The sequence below is a fragment of the Thalassococcus sp. genome, assembly GCF_982780845.1.
The window spans coordinates 20226-37641 of record NZ_CEYADA010000007.1; the positions used below are offsets into that span (position 1 = coordinate 20226).

General features: G+C 58.6%; 12 protein-coding genes. 4 read left to right on the plus strand and 8 right to left on the minus strand.

Annotated features, from left to right (window positions below):
* Positions 1–78: 78 nt before the first annotated feature.
* The gene (locus tag AC4FIA_RS09405; protein WP_490365636.1) at positions 79–3477 is read left to right on the plus strand and encodes an indolepyruvate ferredoxin oxidoreductase family protein; all 3399 of its coding nucleotides are present in this window, start codon (positions 79–81) and stop codon (positions 3475–3477) included.
* A gap of 110 nt (positions 3478–3587) precedes the next feature.
* Here AC4FIA_RS09405 and AC4FIA_RS09410 read toward each other — a convergent pair whose 3' ends face one another.
* A complete protein-coding gene (locus tag AC4FIA_RS09410; RefSeq protein WP_490365637.1) occupies positions 3588–5231 on the minus strand; it encodes a sulfatase-like hydrolase/transferase in 1644 nt (547 codons plus the stop codon).
* Positions 5228–5737, minus strand: coding sequence for a MarR family winged helix-turn-helix transcriptional regulator (locus AC4FIA_RS09415; RefSeq protein WP_490365638.1), 510 nt, complete (start codon positions 5735–5737; stop codon positions 5228–5230). The genes AC4FIA_RS09410 and AC4FIA_RS09415 overlap by 4 nt, the downstream gene beginning before the upstream one ends.
* A 139-nt stretch (positions 5738–5876) precedes the next feature.
* Here AC4FIA_RS09415 and AC4FIA_RS09420 point away from each other — a divergent pair, with 139 nt between their 5' ends.
* Positions 5877–6932: a TAXI family TRAP transporter solute-binding subunit gene (locus tag AC4FIA_RS09420; RefSeq protein WP_287476702.1), complete on the plus strand. Its 1056-nt coding sequence runs from the start codon at positions 5877–5879 to the stop codon at positions 6930–6932.
* 51 nt (positions 6933–6983) lie between these two features.
* A complete protein-coding gene (locus tag AC4FIA_RS09425; RefSeq protein WP_490365639.1) occupies positions 6984–9290 on the plus strand; it encodes a TRAP transporter permease in 2307 nt (768 codons plus the stop codon).
* 22 nt (positions 9291–9312) lie between these two features.
* Here AC4FIA_RS09425 and AC4FIA_RS09430 read toward each other — a convergent pair whose 3' ends face one another.
* The 6 genes from AC4FIA_RS09430 to AC4FIA_RS09455 form a co-directional block, all read right to left on the minus strand.
* A complete protein-coding gene (locus AC4FIA_RS09430; protein ID WP_287476700.1) occupies positions 9313–10050 on the minus strand; it encodes a FadR/GntR family transcriptional regulator in 738 nt (245 codons plus the stop codon).
* Entirely contained in the window at positions 10047–11051 is a 1005-nt protein-coding gene (gene yjfF, locus AC4FIA_RS09435; protein ID WP_490365640.1) for a galactofuranose ABC transporter, permease protein YjfF, read from the minus strand. Before yjfF ends, AC4FIA_RS09430 begins: the two co-directional genes overlap by 4 nt.
* Positions 11048–12109, minus strand: coding sequence for an ABC transporter permease (locus AC4FIA_RS09440; RefSeq protein ID WP_490365641.1), 1062 nt, complete (start codon positions 12107–12109; stop codon positions 11048–11050). Before AC4FIA_RS09440 ends, yjfF begins: the two co-directional genes overlap by 4 nt.
* Positions 12106–13620, minus strand: a complete 1515-nt coding sequence (locus AC4FIA_RS09445; protein WP_490365642.1) for a sugar ABC transporter ATP-binding protein — start codon at positions 13618–13620, stop codon at positions 12106–12108. The genes AC4FIA_RS09440 and AC4FIA_RS09445 overlap by 4 nt, the downstream gene beginning before the upstream one ends.
* A 120-nt stretch (positions 13621–13740) precedes the next feature.
* A complete protein-coding gene (gene ytfQ, locus AC4FIA_RS09450; RefSeq protein ID WP_490365643.1) occupies positions 13741–14694 on the minus strand; it encodes a galactofuranose ABC transporter, galactofuranose-binding protein YtfQ in 954 nt (317 codons plus the stop codon).
* A gap of 350 nt (positions 14695–15044) precedes the next feature.
* A complete protein-coding gene (locus AC4FIA_RS09455) occupies positions 15045–16049 on the minus strand; it encodes a GlxA family transcriptional regulator (RefSeq protein ID WP_490365644.1) in 1005 nt (334 codons plus the stop codon).
* Between the two features lie 106 nt (positions 16050–16155).
* On the opposite strand from AC4FIA_RS09455, the gene AC4FIA_RS09460 reads away from it, so the two are divergent.
* Positions 16156–17409 carry a sarcosine oxidase subunit beta family protein gene (locus AC4FIA_RS09460; protein WP_490365645.1) on the plus strand — a complete coding sequence of 418 codons (1254 nt, stop codon included), beginning with the start codon at positions 16156–16158 and terminating at the stop codon, positions 17407–17409.
* Positions 17410–17416: the final 7 nt, after the last annotated feature.

Consider the following 17416-nt stretch of genomic DNA (forward strand, 5'->3'; position numbering starts at 1 on the left):
GCTGATAAGGTTGAAAGCCTTTTTCACACCGCATGCGACAAGCTTTTCCTCAGGACATAATACCCGAGGAGGCACGCCATGACCGACCAAACCCCGATCCTGCGCGATTACGCCTTATCCGATCGCTACACCAAGACAACAGGGCGCGTGTTTATGACCGGGACGCAGGCCATCGTCCGTATGGCGCTGGATCAGGCACGGCGTGACAAGGCCGCGGGTCTGGATACGCGTGGCTATGTTTCGGGATATCGCGGATCGCCGGTCGGGGGGATCGATCTTGAAATCGGGCGAAACGCGGAACTGGTCAAAGATGCGGGCGTCACGTTCCTACCAGCCGTAAACGAAGAGTTCGGGGCCACACAGATGATCGGCACCCAGCAGGTGGAAACCGACCCGCACAAGACGTGCGAAGCGGTCTTTGGGCTTTGGTACGGCAAAGGTCCTGGGGTGGACCGTGCAGGCGATGCGCTGAAACACGGGAATGCCTATGGGGCCTCGCCCAATGGCGGGGTGCTTGTGGTGGCAGGGGACGACCATGGCTGCGTGTCCTCGTCTATGTCGCACCAGTCGGACGTGGCGTTCATGAACTTCTTCATGCCCGTTCTGAACCCTGCGAACGTGGCCGAATTCCTGCCATTTGCGGAATGGGGTTATGCTCTGTCGCGCTTTTCGGGGATGTGGGTTGGCTTCAAGGCGATATCGGAAACGGTTGAATCCGGCATGTCGTTCGAACTCCAGCCGGACCGTTCCTTTGTAAAGCCGGACTTCACTCCGCCCGAGGACGGTCTGCATTACCGCTGGCCCGATCTTCCGGGGCCGCAGATCGAGGCGCGGCTGGAGCATAAGAAAAACGCCGTCATGGCCTTTGCCCGCGCCAATCCCATTGATCGTGCTGAATGGGGCCACAAGGCGCGGTTCGGCATCGTGACGACGGGCAAGGCACATCTGGATGTGCTTGAGGCACTGCGCCTGTTGGGCATCGACAAAACCCGCGCCGCCGCGCTGGGCATCGATATTTACAAGGTCGGCATGGTCTGGCCGCTGGAACACGAAGGCGCGCTTGAGTTCGCGCAGGGCAAAGATGAGCTGCTCGTGGTCGAGGAAAAGCGCGGCATCATCGAAAGCCAGCTGAAAGAGTATTTCTATGATTTTCCGGGCCGCAAGCCGCGACGGATGGTGGGCAAACGCGACGAAACAGGCAATCGCCTGATCCCGTGGACGTCCGAACTTGGCCCCGTGATGCTGGCACAGCATATCGCCGACCGACTTGAACGGAATTCTGTCGATCTTGATCTGGTTGATATCGCCGCAAAAATCACGCCCGAACCGCATCCGATCAGCGTTTCAGGGGCAACAAGGACGCCGTACTTCTGTTCGGGCTGTCCGCACAATACGTCCACCAAAGTCCCCGATGGATCGCAGGCATTCGCGGGGATCGGGTGCCACTTTATGGCATCGTGGATGGGGCGGAACACCACGTCGCTGATCCAGATGGGCGGCGAGGGGGTGAACTGGGTGGCGCGGTCGCAGTTCAACGGAAATCGCCACGTGTTCCAGAATTTGGGCGAGGGGACCTATTATCACTCGGGCTCGCTTGCGGTGCGTCAGGCGATTGCTGCGGGCACAAACATCACCTTTAAAATTCTGTTCAACGACGCCGTGGCCATGACAGGTGGCCAGCATGTGGACGGGCCGATCACGGTCGAGGCGATTGCGCGTTCGGTGCTGGCCGAAGGGGCCAAGCGCGTGGTGATGGTCAGCGATCAACCTGAAAACTTGCCCAAGGTAGAAGGCGTGCAGGCCTTTCACCGCAACGAAATGGATCGTATCCAACGAGAATTGCGCGATATTTCCGGCACCACGGTCCTTATCTATCAGCAAACCTGCGCGACTGAAAAACGGCGTCTGCGCAAACGTGGCAAGATGGAAGATCCCAAACGGTTTGCCGTGATCAATCCTTTGGTTTGCGAAGGCTGCGGTGATTGTTCGGTCGAGTCCAACTGCCTGAGTGTCGAGCCGTTAGAGACCGAATTCGGGCGCAAACGGAAGATCAACCTTAATACGTGCAACAAGGATTTCACCTGCCTGAACGGCTTTTGCCCCAGCTTTGTCACCGTCGAGGGCGCAAGTCTGAAGAAAGGCGCGCAACGCGGTGAGGCTGCGTTCGAACGGCTAAGTAAATCCCTGCCAGCGCCGGAGCAGCCGACGCTGGACACGCCGTGGGATATCGTCGTGACGGGCGTTGGCGGTACGGGGGTTGTCACCGTGGGCCAGTTGATCGCAATGGCGGCAAATCTTGAGGGCAAAGGCGCGTCAGTGCTTGATTTTATGGGATTTGCGCAAAAATTCGGCCCTGTCATCAGCTATATCCGCATGGGGCGCGATGCACAGAAGGTCAATCAAGTGCGGGTCGAACCGGCAAGCGCGGATGCATTGATCGGCTGCGATATCGTAGTTAGCTCCTCGCCCAAGGCGTCACAAACCTTCCATTCGGGGACACGGGGCGTTCTGAACACGGCCGTCATGCCGACAGGGGATCTGGTGCAGAACCGCGACGCGGACCTGAATGCCAAGACACGGCTTGATGCCATTGCGGCAGCAACCGGTAAGCTGGGTACACTTGATGCCAACGCGCTGTCAGAGGCGCTGCTGGGCGATACGGTTTTTGCCAACGTTATGATGCTGGGTGCGGCATGGCAGGCGGGATTGGTGCCGCTGTCGCTGAATGCCTTGATGCGCGCGATCGACCTGAACGGCGTCAAACCCGACCTGAACAAACGTGCCTTTGGCTGGGGGCGGATCGCCGCCGAGGACGTAAGCGCCGTGAACGAAGCGGCAGGGTTGGTAACGCCTCCGATCCAGACGCTGGACGAACAAATTACCCGTCGCGCGACGTTTCTAAGCGAATATCAGGATGATGCTTGGGCCAAAAGCTTCCGCGAGATAATCGCCAAGGTGCAGGCGGCCGAGACCCGTGTGTCCGGTGCCGCCGGTGAACTGACAGCAGCCGCGATGAGCGGGTTGTTCAAGTTGATGGCCTATAAGGACGAATACGAGGTTGCCCGTTTGCACACGGCCACAGGGTTTTTGACCAGCCTGAAAGACCGGTTCGAGGGCGACTTCACCGTGACGCACCACCTCGCGCCACCGATGTTGCCCGGAAAAGACGCGCGTGGGCGACCGTTGAAGCGGGCGTTCGGGCCGTGGATCAGGCCCGCGATGCGGGTTCTGGCCCATGGCAAGCGCCTGCGCGGCACCGCGTTCGACCCGTTCGGCTACACCGAAGAACGCCGTCTGGAACGCGCGTTGATCACAGAATACCGCGCGATGCTGGATCGTTTGATCGCCAATCTGAACGAAGCCAACATTTCGCAGGCCATTGACGCGGCGGGCTTGGTCAATGAGGTCCGCGGCTTCGGCCCCGTCAAAGAAAAAGCCGCGAAATCGGCGCTTCAAGCGATACAGCGCGTGGGCTGATCAGACAGCGACGCCGGACCCGAAGGATCCAGAATAACGGGACGTATCTGAAACTGGCGGACAGCAAAGAGGAGCTGCGAAGGCCTCGGCCGCTGCGGGGTGAGTCGCGGTCAGCGCCCGACCGGTTTCAGATCTTCGAACCGTTTACCGGTTGTGGTGAAGTATTCATCCTCATCCCAGAAGCCGATCAGGATACCGCTTTCTGCGGCCATTTTCTGGCGGGCAAGTAGACTGGGTGTTGCGGTGATACGTGTATGGTGGCGCGTGGCCCAATCCAGAAGGGCGGCCTCCATGCGGGCGCGCACTGTGATGTGTTCGGCATCCGTCGACCCCCCCAGATCGGTCAATTCGGATGGATCGGTTGCAAGATCAAACAGCACCGGTCGGAAGCCTTCGCAGCGGATGTACTTCCAGCGGCCATCAAAGATCATCTTGGTGTGGGCGTCTTCCTGTCGCTGCTCAAGCGTGCGGGCCATATCGGACCAGTGATAGTCGTGTTCACTGATGACATATTTACGTGAAAACCCTTCGGTGCCGTGCAAAAGCGGTGTCAAATCGCGGCCTTCGATGATGTGCGGTTTGGGGGTGCAACCCAGCGCGGACATCAACGTAGGCGCAAGGTCGATCATCTCGATCAGAGCATCCGAAACGCTGCCGCGTGTGGCGTCTGCTTCGGGGCGTGGATCGGCGATGATCAGGGGAACTTTCACAGCCATCTCGTGATAAAAATCCTTATCTCCCATCCAGTGGTCACCCATGTAATCGCCATGGTCGGACGTGAAAACGATGATGGTATTTTGAGACAGCCCCTTTTCGTCCATCCAGGCGAACAGACGGCCCAGATTGTCGTCCAGCTGTTTGATAAGCCCCATATAGGCGGGGATCACATGTTCGCGGACATGATCGCGTGAAAAGCTCTTGCAGACGCGGGCATCGTGATAGGCGCTCATCAGCGGATGATCAGTGTCCCGTTCGGCAGTGGACCTGACGGGCGGCACGATATGACGTTCGTCATACATGTCGTGATAGGGGGCGGGCACAATATAGGGCCAGTGCGGTTTGATGTAGGACAGATGACACATCCATGGCCGTCCATCCGCTGTTGCCTGTTCCATGAAATCTATGGCGCGGTCGGTCATATAGGCGGTTTCCGAATGTTCTTCGGGGACGTTCGCCGCCATCCGCGAATTCTTTAAAAGCCAAGCCGAAAGAAGCTCTCCGTCGTCGTCTTTGCCTGAATTTGCGAAGTCTTCCCATGGGTTGTCCGAGTCGTACCCATGCGCGACAAGATAGTCGTCATAGGCAGACCATTGCTGGCGGGGGCTATCGGGGTGCAACCCATCGTCCCGTTCGAACACTTCGAAACCGCACTCAGAGGCGCGCACACCGATTTCGCTTTTGGGATCAATACCCAGCCAAGCCATACCTTCTGCATCAGCGGCCATATGGGTCTTGCCCACCAGAACGGCGCGTGCGCCGGCCTCGCGCAGATGATCGCCCAGTGTCGGCTCGCCAATTCGTAAAGGCATGCCGTTCCAGGTCGAGCCGTGGCTGCGCACGTAGCGGCCGGTATAGGCCGACATGCGGGACGGGCCGCAGACCGGCGATTGAACGTAGGTGTTGGTAAACCGCACGCCGCGATCTGCCAGCGCGTCAATATGCGGGGTGTGAAGGTGCGGGTGGCCGTAGCAGCTGAGGTAATCGAACCGGAGTTGATCTGCCATGATCCAGAGAACGTTCGGTTTGTCGGTCATTCCGCCGTCTCCGCATTCAGGATTTGATCTACAGGGATTTGAAGGAACTCTTCGAACCGGTCCAGAAATCCTGTGAACGCCCGGATTTCGTCGTCGGAAAACCGCTCGCGCAGGGCCGCGCGACGTCGGGCCATTATAGGGGCGGCGGATTCGTAGGCGCTGCGGCCTTCGTCTGTTAGCTCGACAATGGTTTGGCGTCCGTCTTCTTCAGAGCGTTCCATCCGCACATATCCCTTGCGTTTCATATCGGGTAGGGCGCGGCTTAGCAGAGAATGATCGGTGCGTTGGATCGTTGACAGGTCGCGTATGGTCATCGGTCCTGCTTCGTGAAGGTCCCACAAGGTGCGCCATTCGACAATCGACAGGCCTCCGCCGATTTGCAGCAGTTGCTGACCTTGCTTGCGCGACGTCGAATAGACCGCAGGCAGGCGCGAGAAAACGTTCAGGTCTTCGCGGTTCTGTCTGCGTTGAATTCGATCACGATCGATCTTTGAATCCAGGCTCATATGTCTCCTCCGATGGGTCCGATAAGACCCGAAAAAAAATTACGTGACAAGTCATATAGTTTCTGCCAGCGTAAAAAGGCTCGCGTCCGTCAGGGCGCGGCCGCCTTTGGAGGAAGGTGCAAAAGTTAGGGAGGATTCCATGATCAGACAGACCATTCTCGGTGCTGTGCTGGCTGCTGCACCGCTTGCGGCCGCGGCGCAAGCGACGCTGACCGCTGAGACCACCACGCCGGGTTCGACCCCGCATTACATCGACACCACGCTGGCCGCCGTTCTGGACAGCGCAGGAGTTGCCAACCTGCAGATCACCGAAGGCGCGACGCTGACCAACTCTGTTCAGGCTGTCGCCGAAGGCCGTCTTGATATGGCTCCGGCGCCGCTGATCCTGCCGTTCCTTCTGTCTCGTGGCATCGGTCCCTACAGTGGTGTTGGTCCGGAGAAGGGCGCCGAGCTGGCCTCGAATATCCGTGTTCTGTTCTTCAATGCGGGATCGGCCCAGATTTTTGGCTATTACAACAGCAATCCCGTAGAAGACGTGCGTGATCTGAGCGGTAAGCGTATCTGGAACGGCCCGCCGCGTGGTGCTGCCCTGACCTCGGGTCGGGCGATGATCCAGTTGCTGAGCGGACTGAAAGACGGCGAAGGATATGAAGGTATCCAGAACCCATGGCCCGACACGGTCTCGAGCATCACAGGCGGTGGCGCTGATGCGTGGACCATTCCGGAAGGTCTGCCCTCGGGTCGTCAGATCGCGATTGCGGCGGCTGGAGGGATCACCATCCACGACGTTCCCTCTGACCTTTTAGCCAGCGAACTGGGTCAGCAGATCATGGCTGCACCGGGGCACGCGCCTTATTCCGTGCCAGTTGATGAGGTCCGCAAGGCCTATGAGGGCAACGACATCACAATCGTGACGGATGACGACAGCTTTGACAGCTTTGCTACGGCCTTTGGTCAGATCGTCTCGGCCTCAATGGACGAAACGTTGGTATACGATATCACCACAGCCTACCTTGAAGGGCAGGAACGGTTCCTGACCAGTTCGCCACGCGGCCCCTTCCTGATGATGAGCTTTGGCGACCTTGATGGGAAAAGTCAGGGTGCTTGTGGCGCGGTGCAGATCAAAATGCATCCCGGTGCCATTCGCGCGTTTGAAGATGCGGGCCACACCGTCGCGGATTGCCTGCGTCCGTAACCCGCTTACAGGGGCCGCCACGTGCGGCCCTTTTTCATAAAGTGACATACCATGACTGACACCACACCTTTGTCCAAGCCGCTGGGCCAGCGGATTGCCTTCTGGCTTGCCCTGACCCTTGTTGTTGTCGGTATGGCGAACACCCTGCCGGAAATTCCCGGCCTTCAGGATCTGGCGCGCGACCTGACGGGGCGTCCGTTCTTCCGTGTGTCCCACTTCCCGCCAGAGTATTTCTACCCGCCTGTCTTTCTGCTGATGATGCTGATCGTCGCGCTGGATTCCAGCGTGTATCGGGCATGGCGCGAGACGCGACCGAATATCGCTTGGGTGGGTTTTCTGCTGGATGCCGGTCTGATCCTTGCCGCGTTTCTGGCGGCCTTCGGCTATCTTGTCGAAATTGACTCGATCTGTCTGATCGATCAGATCACTGGCGAACGCGCCCGCCTGATCCAAGAGGCGGCGGAACGCTCGGCGGGCGTCATTCCCGGTATTTCGTTCGAGGCCGAGGTGCCCGCCTGTCAGGCCCGCTTCGGCATCTGGATTATTCCGCTGCTGTTCACGATCATCACGTTGTTTTTCCTCTACAATGTGCGTGTCTGGGGGCTGCCGTTGGTGGCCGTGGCGAGCATCGTGGTGATCTACACGGTCGGTACCGCCCTGATCTGGGTGTTTGATTTGTCCGACAATAGCTTTCTTCTGACCAAGCTGGGGGCCGATGGCGGCGATGTCACGGCGGCGGCGATACAGAAGGCCACCAACGTCTTTATCACGCCCGACGGTTTCATGGGCCGCTTTATGGAAATCGTTGTCAGTCAGGTCTTTCCCTATGTGATTCTTGGCGCGCTTTTCGGGTCATCGGCAGGCGGCACGTCGCTGATCAAGCTGGCGGTGATGAGCACGCGCAGACTGCGAGGCGGGCCGGCCCACGCAGCTATCGTGTCGTCTGCCATGTTCGGCACAATCACAGGCGGTCCGGTGACGAACGTGCTGTCTACGGGACGACTGACCATTCCGATGATGCAGCGCAACGGCTTTTCGCCGCAGTTCGCAGGCGGGGTCGAGGCCGCGGCATCATCCGGCGGGCAGATCATGCCACCGGTCATGGGCGTGGCAGCCTTTGTCTTGGTGGCCCTGACGGCGGTGCCTTACGATAAGGTCATCACGGCGGCGTTTCTGCCCGCGATGTTCTTTTTCTTTTCGATCTTCCTTGCCGTCGTCTTTCAGGCCCGCCGCGAGAAAGTCGAACCGATGCGTGACATTCCCGACGACCTTTTAATGAACAAACAGGACTGGTTGAACCTGATCATCATCTTCGTGCCCATCATGACGATCCTGTTCCTGCTTCTGGGCAACAAGGATGCGCTGGGCGGCAGCATTCTGGCGTCGATCCTGCCTACGGGGGTGATCCGCACAATTACTAATTCAACTGGCGACGCGGTCTCAGCCGGTTGGTGGGCCGTGGCGGTGCTGTTGCCGCTGCTGTTTCTTGATCCGTCAACGCGCGCAAAACCATCGCGGGTTCTGATGTCGCTGGCGGACGGGGGCTTTTTGTTGTCGCGACTATTCCTGCTGTTGTTCGCGGTCTCGATTATTTCGGCGTTTCTGAACGAAAGCGGGCTGACCGGAGAACTGACCCGCGCTGTGACCTCATGGCTCGAAAAGGCGCAGGTGATTTCGGTCTTTGGGTTCGAAATTCATATCGTCGGTGGCGTTTATCTGATGCTCGCGCTGACATGCGCAATGTTGTGCGCGATCCTGCTGGGCATGGGCATGCCAACGGTTCCGGCCTATGTGAACGTTGCCTTGCTGTTGGGGCCACTGCTGGCCAACCTCGGGGTCAGCTTTTTCACTGCGCATATGTTTGTGTTCTATTTCGCTGTCGCCTCGGCGATCACGCCGCCGGTGGCGATTACGGCCTTTGCTGCGGCCTCGATCACCCGAACCGAGCCGATGCGCACAGGCTTTGCCGCCGTCAGGGTCGGCATCGTGATGTTCACGATCCCCTTTGTATTTGCTTGGTATCCCGAACTTCTTCTGATCGAAGAGGCGGTGACCATCACCAGCGAAACGGGACAGCGGGCCTTGATTGAAGGGTATACGGGCCAGATCGAGTGGGTTGCCCTTGGATGGCTGGCTGCACGTCTGATCCTTGCGCTGTATCTGATGGCATCAGCGCTTGCGCGGTTTGATCGCGGACCCATGGCGCGCTGGGAAATGTTCCTTCGGCTGGGGTTAGCTTTGCTGGTTCTATGGAAGTCCCCGACGATCATGTGGATCGGCATCGTGCTTGGGCTTGGCCTGATCATTTTCCATGCGCTGGCCGCAAACCATCAAGGTAAACGCGCGGTCGCATCGTGATGTCAGAAACTGCGCAGGGCACCTAGCCAGCGACGGCGCCTTTCATGACCACATTGGCATAGCCGTCATGGATGACGCGACTCATGGCATCACGCGCATCCAACTGCGCGCCCGAAGCGATGGCCGATACAATGGCGCGGTGCCTTTGGGCGACGGACTCTCGGCGCTCAGAGAAGTCGCCGATGTGTTCTGCCATGAACAGCGAATAAAGCGCGGTTTGCACCAGATCGCCCAGCGACTGTAGGAACCGGTTTCCGGACAGGCGCAGAACCTGTTTGTGGAATTCGTAGTCGGCAAGCGCAAAATCGGTGCGGTTGTCCGCTGTGGCCAGCCGGTCGCACAAGGCGTTCAGCTCATCCAGATCGACCTGATTGACACGCCCCGCGGCTTGCGCGGCGGCCGCCGGTTCAAAGATCATGCGGATTTCGTAAAGCTCTTCGTAAAAACGCGTCGGATTGCGTGCTGTCGCGTGCCAGCGCAGGACGTCTTCATCGAACATGTTCCATTCGTCTGCAGGACGTACATGCGTGCCGACCTTGGCCTTCGACTGGATCATGCCCTTGGCAATCAGTGTCTTTTTCGCCTCGCGCACCACGGTTCGCGACACGCCGAACATCTCGCATAGATCAGGATCAAGCGGGATCATTGTTTCGGCAGGGTATTCGCCAGCAACGATGGCGCGGCCAAGCTGGTCCACCACGAAGGCCGTGTGATTGGACGCGCGTTCCGCCCCTGCGCCGCCCGCTGTGACCAATGTCATGAGAGAGCGGCGGAACCAGTCGCTGTGCGTTGCCGAGCCCGTGTTGCTCTTTTCTCTGCCGCCCACGTCAGTCCTTTCTGCAGGAGGATGAATGCAAACAGCAGTCCTCCGATTACGATTTTGGTCCACCAACTCGACAGCGTGCCGTCGAAGACGATGTAGGTCTGTATCAGACCCATGATAAGGATGCCAAAGAATGTCCCTGCGACAAAGCCATATCCACCAGTTAACAGCGTGCCACCAATGACAACGGCAGCAATGGCATCCAACTCGACCCCGACAGTGGCCAGCGAATAGCCCGCCGACGTATAGAGCGAGAAGACGATCCCCGAAAGCCCCGCCAGTCCGCCGGAAACGGCGTAAATTCCGATGGTGGTGCTGGCCATCGGCACGCCCATCAGACGTGCTGCTTGCTCACCACCACCCAGCGCATAGACGTTCTGGCCAAAGCGGGTGCGGTGCGCGGTGATGATGCCAATCAGGAACGTCAGAACCATCAGGCCACCAATCAAACGGAACCGTGCGCCGTCGACCTTCCAGTAGAGACCTTGAAGCATGTCGTAGAATTCATGCGTGATCGGCACGCTTTCGGTGGACAGAACATAGGCCGCGCCGCGCGCCAGAAACATGCCCGCTAGCGTCACGATAAACGGGGGCATTTCCAGATAGTGGATCGTCGCGCCCATCGCCGCACCAAACCCTGTAGTCAGCGCCAAAACCAAGGCAAAGGCCACCAGCGGATGAAGCGAGGTGTCGCGCAGGATCACAGCCAGGAAAACGCCGGTGAAGGCAATCACCGATCCGATCGACAGGTCGATCCCGCCAGACAGAATAACAAAGGTCATGCCAACGGCAGCAATTCCCAGAAACGCGTTGTCCGTCAGCAGGTTCGCCACAACCCTCAGCGATAGCATTGCGGGGTAGGCCGACGCGCAAAGCGCATAGGCCACAATAAACGTCGCCAGCGTAATCAAAAGCGGCAGATGCGTGGAGCGGATCATTGGGCAGCTTCCTTTTCGGGACGTTGTCGGACAAGAGGATCGGGCTGTGGCTGTGGGCCAGAAGCGCGGAGCATGTAGATGTAATTTCCGATCCTCGGGCTCTGGATCACAAGGATGCCAAGGATCAGAAGCGCCTTGATCACAAGGTTGAATTCCGGCGGTAGGCCCGAAAGCAGAATGACCGAATTGATGGACTGGATGATCAGCGCACCTAGCAGAGAGGCGACAATAGAAAACCGGCCCCCAAGCAACGAATTCCCACCGATCACGACCGCCAGGATCGCGTCCAGTTCCAGCCATAGACCTGCATTGTTGGCGTCCGCGCCGTTGATATCAGCGGCAACGATCACGCCAGCAAGCGCCGCGCAAAGCCCGGATACGAGATAGACGCAAACCAGCAGCACGCGGCTGTTAATCCCCGCAAGACGAGAGGACCGTTCGTTAATCCCGATGGCTTCGATCAGCATACCCAACGCCGTACGACGGACGCCGAACGTCACAAGGGCCCCAAGCGCCAGCCAGATCAGGATCGGGGTAGGGACACCAGCAATCGTGCCCGCGCCCAAGTTGCTCAGGCCCGCGTTGTCAAACGTCAGGATTTTGCCTTCGGTCACAAGCTGCGCGATCCCGCGTCCGGCCACCATCAGGACAAGCGTCGCCACGATGGGCTGGATGCGCAGCACCGCCACCAGAAACCCGTTCCACAATCCGCACAGGCCGCCCGCCAGCAGTGCTGCCAACAGGGCCGTTCCCCAACTGTGTCCATCAACCACAGTCGCTGCGGCCACCGCGCCCGCAATGGCCATGACCGCGCCGACCGAAAGGTCGATCCCCTTGGTTGCAATCACAAGTGTCATGCCAATGCACAACAACGCGACCGGCGCGCCGCGGTTCAGAACATCGATCAGATTTCCAAACAGCCGCCCGTTGCGGAAATCGATATGGAAAAACTCGGGAAACACCGCCACGTTCAGCGCCAGTGCCACCGCAAGGATCACAAGCTGAGGCATAATGCGTTTGAAAACGGATGGGCGTGGTCCGACGGTGGGCTGGGTCATGCGACCTCCTCCGTGGCGATAGCGTTGATGATATTGTCGGGTGTGATTTCGTCGCCAGCCAGTTCCCGCACCTGTTTTCGGTCGCGCAGAACGATGACTCGGGTGGAATAGGCCACCAGTTCCTCAAGCTCGGACGAGGCCACCAGCAGGGCCATGCCATCGGCGCGCAACTGTTCGATCAATGCGATGATCTCGGCGTGGGCACCAACGTCGATGCCTCGGGTCGGTTCATCAAGGATAAGAAAGTCAGGGTTTGTGGCCAACCACCGCGCCAGAAGCGCCTTTTGCTGATTGCCGCCTGACAAAAGCCGGATAGGCATATCGAGCGACGCGAGCCGGATATCCAGCGCCCGGACATAGCTTTTGGCGATTTCCTGAACCTTTGCGCGCGGGATCGGTCGCATCCAGCCTTGCCGCGCCTGAAGCGCAAGGATGATGTTATCGCGCACCGACAGGTCACCGACGATGCCATCCACTTTGCGATCTTCGGGGCAGAGCGCGAAACGATGTGCCACCGCATCCCGCGGATTGCTCACGCCAATTTCTTGTCCGCGCAGCATGATCTTGCCTTGATCTGCGGGTACCACGCCAAAGATCAGATTGGCTGTTTCCGTTCTTCCGGACCCCAGCAAACCGGCCAGTCCGACAACTTCGCCTTCGCGGATATCAAGAGAGAACGGCGCGATCATCCCGCGTTTTCCTAGGCCCGCGACCTCGACCAGCGTCTTGCCTGCCACGCCCACATCGCGGGCTTTGACACGCGCCTCAAGCTGGCGGCCTAACATCATTGTCACGACATCATGCTGCGTGACCTCGGCCAACACACATTCACCGATCACGCGACCGTTGCGCAGGATCGTGGCGCGGTCCGAAATAGCAAAGACCTGATCAAGGAAATGCGTAATGAATACAATGGACAATCCGCGCTTCTTCAGCTTGCGGATCACCCCGAACAGAAGTTGCACTTCGTCATGATCAAGGCTGGCTGTGGGCTCATCAAGGATCAATACTTTGCCAGACATCTCAACCGCGCGCGCAATCGCGATCACCTGTTGGATGGCGACAGAATAGGCGGTCAGCGGTTCGGCGGGATCAATCTCTAGCCCGTAATCCTGCAGCACCGCGCGGGCCTCAGCATTCATGCGTTTGCGAGCAATAAAGCCGCCGCGCATGGGCTGCCGACCCAGAAACAGGTTTTCGGCAACGGTCAGGTTGGGCAGCAGGTTGACCTCTTGGTATACCGTGCCGATCCCCAATCTCTGACTGTCCGCGGTCGAGGCGGGTTCGACCTCGGTTCCGTCCAGCTTGATCACACCGGCGTCGCGTCGGTAGGCCCCTGTCAGGCATTTGATCAGTGTCGATTTGCCAGCGCCGTTCTCACCCAAAAGCGCGTGCACTTCGCCGGGCATAAGGCGCAGTTCGACATCATCCAACGCGATCGTGCCGGGGAAAAATTTCGATATGCCCCGTGCATGTAAAACGGGCCTGTCCGATGTGGAAATATTTGTCATACAGGGGACCTTATCCGCCAAGGTGCGGTCTGCCTATGGCCGTCGAAAAGCTGCCGGACGGAGGAGCGTCGTCCGGCAGAGGACCGGGCGCTATAAAACGCCCGGAACAAGACACTCGTATCAGTAGCCGAGGTCTTTTTTCATGTTGAAGATCGCCTCATTGTCATCCGCGCTTGTGAACAGCTTGGACTCTGTCTGGATCCATTTCGCAGGCATCGCACCACTGGCCAGATAGGCTTCCAGTGCATCAAGCGCGGGGCCTGCCATGTTCGGCGTCAGTTCGATTGTGGCGTTCATCTCGCCTGCGGCGATGGCCTTATGGGCATCAGGAACGGCGTCAATGGCAACGATCTTGATGTCTTCGCCGGGTTTCAATCCGGCCTCTTTGATCGCCTGAATGGCACCGACGGCCATGTCGTCGTTATGGGCATAAAGCGCGCAGATATTTTCGCCGCCTTCTGCCTTAAGGAAGCTTTCCATCACGACCTTGCCTTGCGCACGGGTGAAATCACCGGTCTGGCTGCGCACGATTTCAAGGTTGCTATGGCCAGCGATACCCTGCTCAAAGCCGTTTTTGCGGTCGATGGCGGGGGATGAGCCCGTGGTGCCCTGCAATTCGACGATACGGCAGTCGGCACCGTTCATCTCGTTGACCAGCCATTCGCCGGCAACGCGGCCTTCGTGCACCAGATCGGATGTCACTGCGGTCAGGTAAAGCGACTCGTCCGCGTCAATCGTCCGGTCCAGCAGAACTACGGGGATTTCCGCATCTGCGGCTTCTTCCAGTACTTCGTCCCAGCCGGTGGCCACGACCGGAGCCACCAGAATGCCATCCACGCCCTGCGCGATAAAGCTACGGATCGCCTTGATCTGGTTTTCCTGTTTTTGCTGTGCATCGGCAAACTTCAGGTCGATGCCACGTTTTTCGGCCTCTTGTTTTGTGACCGTCGTTTCGGCCGCGCGCCATCCGGACTCAGAGCCGATCTGGCTAAAACCGATGGTCATATCAGCGGCAAAAGCAGCCACTGGTGCAATAGCGATGGCCGACGCCAAAAGCGTTGTCTTAAATGTCATAGTTCCCTCCCTTTCAGAGCAGTCTACGGCTCTGTGCGACTCATTAAGTATTATTTTATTAATTTTGTAAATAGATCCGTTGTTCGTTGGTTTGACTTTGTGAAATTCAATTTTAGATCAATGGCTTGGTGGGTTTTGGGCGCGATGGTTTGACATGCTGGAAGGCGGATCGATGCGCTTTTGCGCCAATTCAGTCACCGTTTTCTCAATGGGGTTGCGCCTATTCTGGGCGCGATTTCTCAAGTTCGGTTCGCGGCCCTTCCGGCACCAAATGAATGTAGACTCTCGGTACTTAAAAAGCGATCCGACTCAGGTCTCACGGTCAGACGAAAGATTAACCCCGCTAAGCGCTATGGTGAGGTGTTGGACAGCAGGTCTTGTGATTGCTTGGCCGCTCTGTACTGGCTCGGAGTGAAGCCGCGATCCTGTTTCAGTGTTTTGGACAGATGTGCCCCGTCACAAAATCCGCAGAGCTGTGCAATTTCAGGGATAGAGGCGTCCGAATTCGTCAGCTTTGACTGCGCGCGATCCAGCCTCAGATCCATGTAAACGCGCGATGGGCTGGCAGACAGGTCGGCCTCGAAGTGGCGCAATAACGTGCGGCGGGCGGTTCCCAAACGACCTGCGAGGGCCGAGATCGTCAGCGGCACCTCGATATTCTGCTGCATCAAAAGAACGGCCCGTTTCACAAGCGGGTCCTTTGGTTGCCGCGCAAGGCTTTGACCAGGTTGGGGGCGATCCCCACCTAGGGCATTGTCGATCATCATGATGTTCAGGCTTTTGATCGCTGCCGATTGGCCGAGATGCCGCGTCACAAGAAAGGCGGCCAGATGCGATGCGCCATGTCCGCCCGAGCAGGTCAGTCGGTCCCTGTCGACTACGAAAATCTGGTCTGAAACGGGGCGCTCGGTTTCGAAGCGGTCAAGGAAATCCTGATGGTGAAACCAACTGACACAACAGCGATAGCCGGCCAGAAGACCAGCTTCTTGCAGGTGAAACACCCCCGTACACAGACCCACGAGTGGTGTTCCCGCCGCGGCGCGTGTGCGCAGGAAGGTGATCATGGCGTTCGACAGGCCGGTCTCTTCGCTCATCAAGCCGCCGACAACGATCAGGTAGTCATATGTCCCCGCGTCCCGCAGCCGTGTGTCCGGTGATACCCGCACGCCGCAGGATGATCGGACGGGATTCATCGTGTCGGATAAAACGTCCCAGTCACATAGGATCGGGCGCGAACGGTCGGCTTCGTCTGCGGCAAGCCGGAGCACATCCACGAAATTTGCGAACGCGGATAAGGTAAAGCTTTCGGCAAGCAAAAAGCCGACTTTAAGACGTTTATGATCTGAATGCGCCATGTCCCATATTTACACATGAGTTGTCCCGATACTACCCGCAAGTGACAGCCGACTCGCGTAAATTTGGTGAAATCACCCTCAACAAACCAACTTGCGAGGCCGCCATATGACGCGTTTTAACGCCTTTGCCCTGCTGAAGAATGCCCTGAACGGCCATACAGGCTGGACCGAGCAGTGGCCCGATAGTCAGCCCAAGAAAGAATACGACGTGATCATTGTCGGGGCGGGCGGCCACGGGTTGGGCGCGGCCTATTATCTGGCCAAACAGCACGGCATCACCAATGTCGCTGTGATCGACAAGGGGTGGCTGGGTGGTGGCAACACCGGTCGGAACACCACGATCATCCGGTCGAACTATCTGTATGACGAAAGCGCGCGGCTTTTCGATCATGCGGTGGATCTGTGGGAAAACCTCAGCCAAGAGCTGAACTACAACGTTATGTATTCGCGGCGCGGCGTTCTGATGCTGGCGCACAACGTGCACGACGTGCAGTCGTTCACGCGTCACATCCACGCCAACCGACTGAACGGTGTCGATAACCGCTGGCTGACCCCGCAGGAATGCAAAGACTACTGCCCGCCGCTGAATATCTCGGCGAATGCGCGCTATCCCGTCATGGGCGGGGCGCTGCAGGAGCGGGCAGGGACGGCGCGGCACGATGCGGTGGCATGGGGCTATGCCCGTGGCGCGGCTGAACGTGGTGTGGACATCATCCAGAACTGCGCCGTCACAGCCATTCGCCGGAACGCAGACGGCTCTGTCGCGGGTGTCGAAACCGCCAAGGGTTTCATCAAGGCCAAGAAGGTCGCTGTTTCGGCGGCGGGCCATACCTCAACCGTTATGCAAACCGCCGATGTGCGCCTTCCGTTGGAAAGCTATCCGCTGCAGGCGCTGGTGTCGGAGCCGGTCAAACCGATTTTCCCCTGCGTGGTGATGTCGAACGCGGTGCATGCCTATATCAGTCAATCCGACAAGGGCGAGCTGGTCATCGGTTCGGGCACGGACCAGTATACATCCTACAGCCAGCGCGGCGGCCTGCCGCTGATCGAACATACAGTCGCCGCGATCACCGAGGTCTTCCCGATCTTCAACCGGATGCGGATGCTGCGCAAATGGGGCGGCATTGTTGATGTGACTCCGGATCGCTCTGCGATCATTTCGAAGACGCCGGTTCAGGGGCTTTACGTTAACTGCGGTTGGGGTACGGGCGGGTTCAAGGCAACACCGGGCGCCGCGCATACCTTTGCCTGGACCGTGGCCAAGGACGAGCCGCACCCGATCAACGCGCCTTTCACCATGGAACGCTTCCGCACCGGTCGTCTGATCGACGAAGCCGCCGCTGCCGCTGTCGCACACTGAGGACAAA

What these genes read in the sequence shown, in the direction of transcription:
- AC4FIA_RS09405 (WP_490365636.1), top strand. Translation starts at nt 79, where the DNA reads ATGACCGACCAAACCCCGATCCTGCGCGATTACGCCTTATCCGATCGC.
- AC4FIA_RS09410 (WP_490365637.1), bottom strand. Translation starts at nt 5,231, where the DNA reads ATGACCGACAAACCGAACGTTCTCTGGATCATGGCAGATCAACTCCGG.
- AC4FIA_RS09415 (WP_490365638.1), bottom strand. Translation starts at nt 5,737, where the DNA reads ATGAGCCTGGATTCAAAGATCGATCGTGATCGAATTCAACGCAGACAG.
- AC4FIA_RS09420 (WP_287476702.1), top strand. Translation starts at nt 5,877, where the DNA reads ATGATCAGACAGACCATTCTCGGTGCTGTGCTGGCTGCTGCACCGCTT.
- AC4FIA_RS09425 (WP_490365639.1), top strand. Translation starts at nt 6,984, where the DNA reads ATGACTGACACCACACCTTTGTCCAAGCCGCTGGGCCAGCGGATTGCC.
- AC4FIA_RS09430 (WP_287476700.1), bottom strand. Translation starts at nt 10,050, where the DNA reads ATGACATTGGTCACAGCGGGCGGCGCAGGGGCGGAACGCGCGTCCAAT.
- yjfF (WP_490365640.1), bottom strand. Translation starts at nt 11,051, where the DNA reads ATGATCCGCTCCACGCATCTGCCGCTTTTGATTACGCTGGCGACGTTT.
- AC4FIA_RS09440 (WP_490365641.1), bottom strand. Translation starts at nt 12,109, where the DNA reads ATGACCCAGCCCACCGTCGGACCACGCCCATCCGTTTTCAAACGCATT.
- AC4FIA_RS09445 (WP_490365642.1), bottom strand. Translation starts at nt 13,620, where the DNA reads ATGACAAATATTTCCACATCGGACAGGCCCGTTTTACATGCACGGGGC.
- ytfQ (WP_490365643.1), bottom strand. Translation starts at nt 14,694, where the DNA reads ATGACATTTAAGACAACGCTTTTGGCGTCGGCCATCGCTATTGCACCA.
- AC4FIA_RS09455 (WP_490365644.1), bottom strand. Translation starts at nt 16,049, where the DNA reads ATGGCGCATTCAGATCATAAACGTCTTAAAGTCGGCTTTTTGCTTGCC.
- AC4FIA_RS09460 (WP_490365645.1), top strand. Translation starts at nt 16,156, where the DNA reads ATGACGCGTTTTAACGCCTTTGCCCTGCTGAAGAATGCCCTGAACGGC.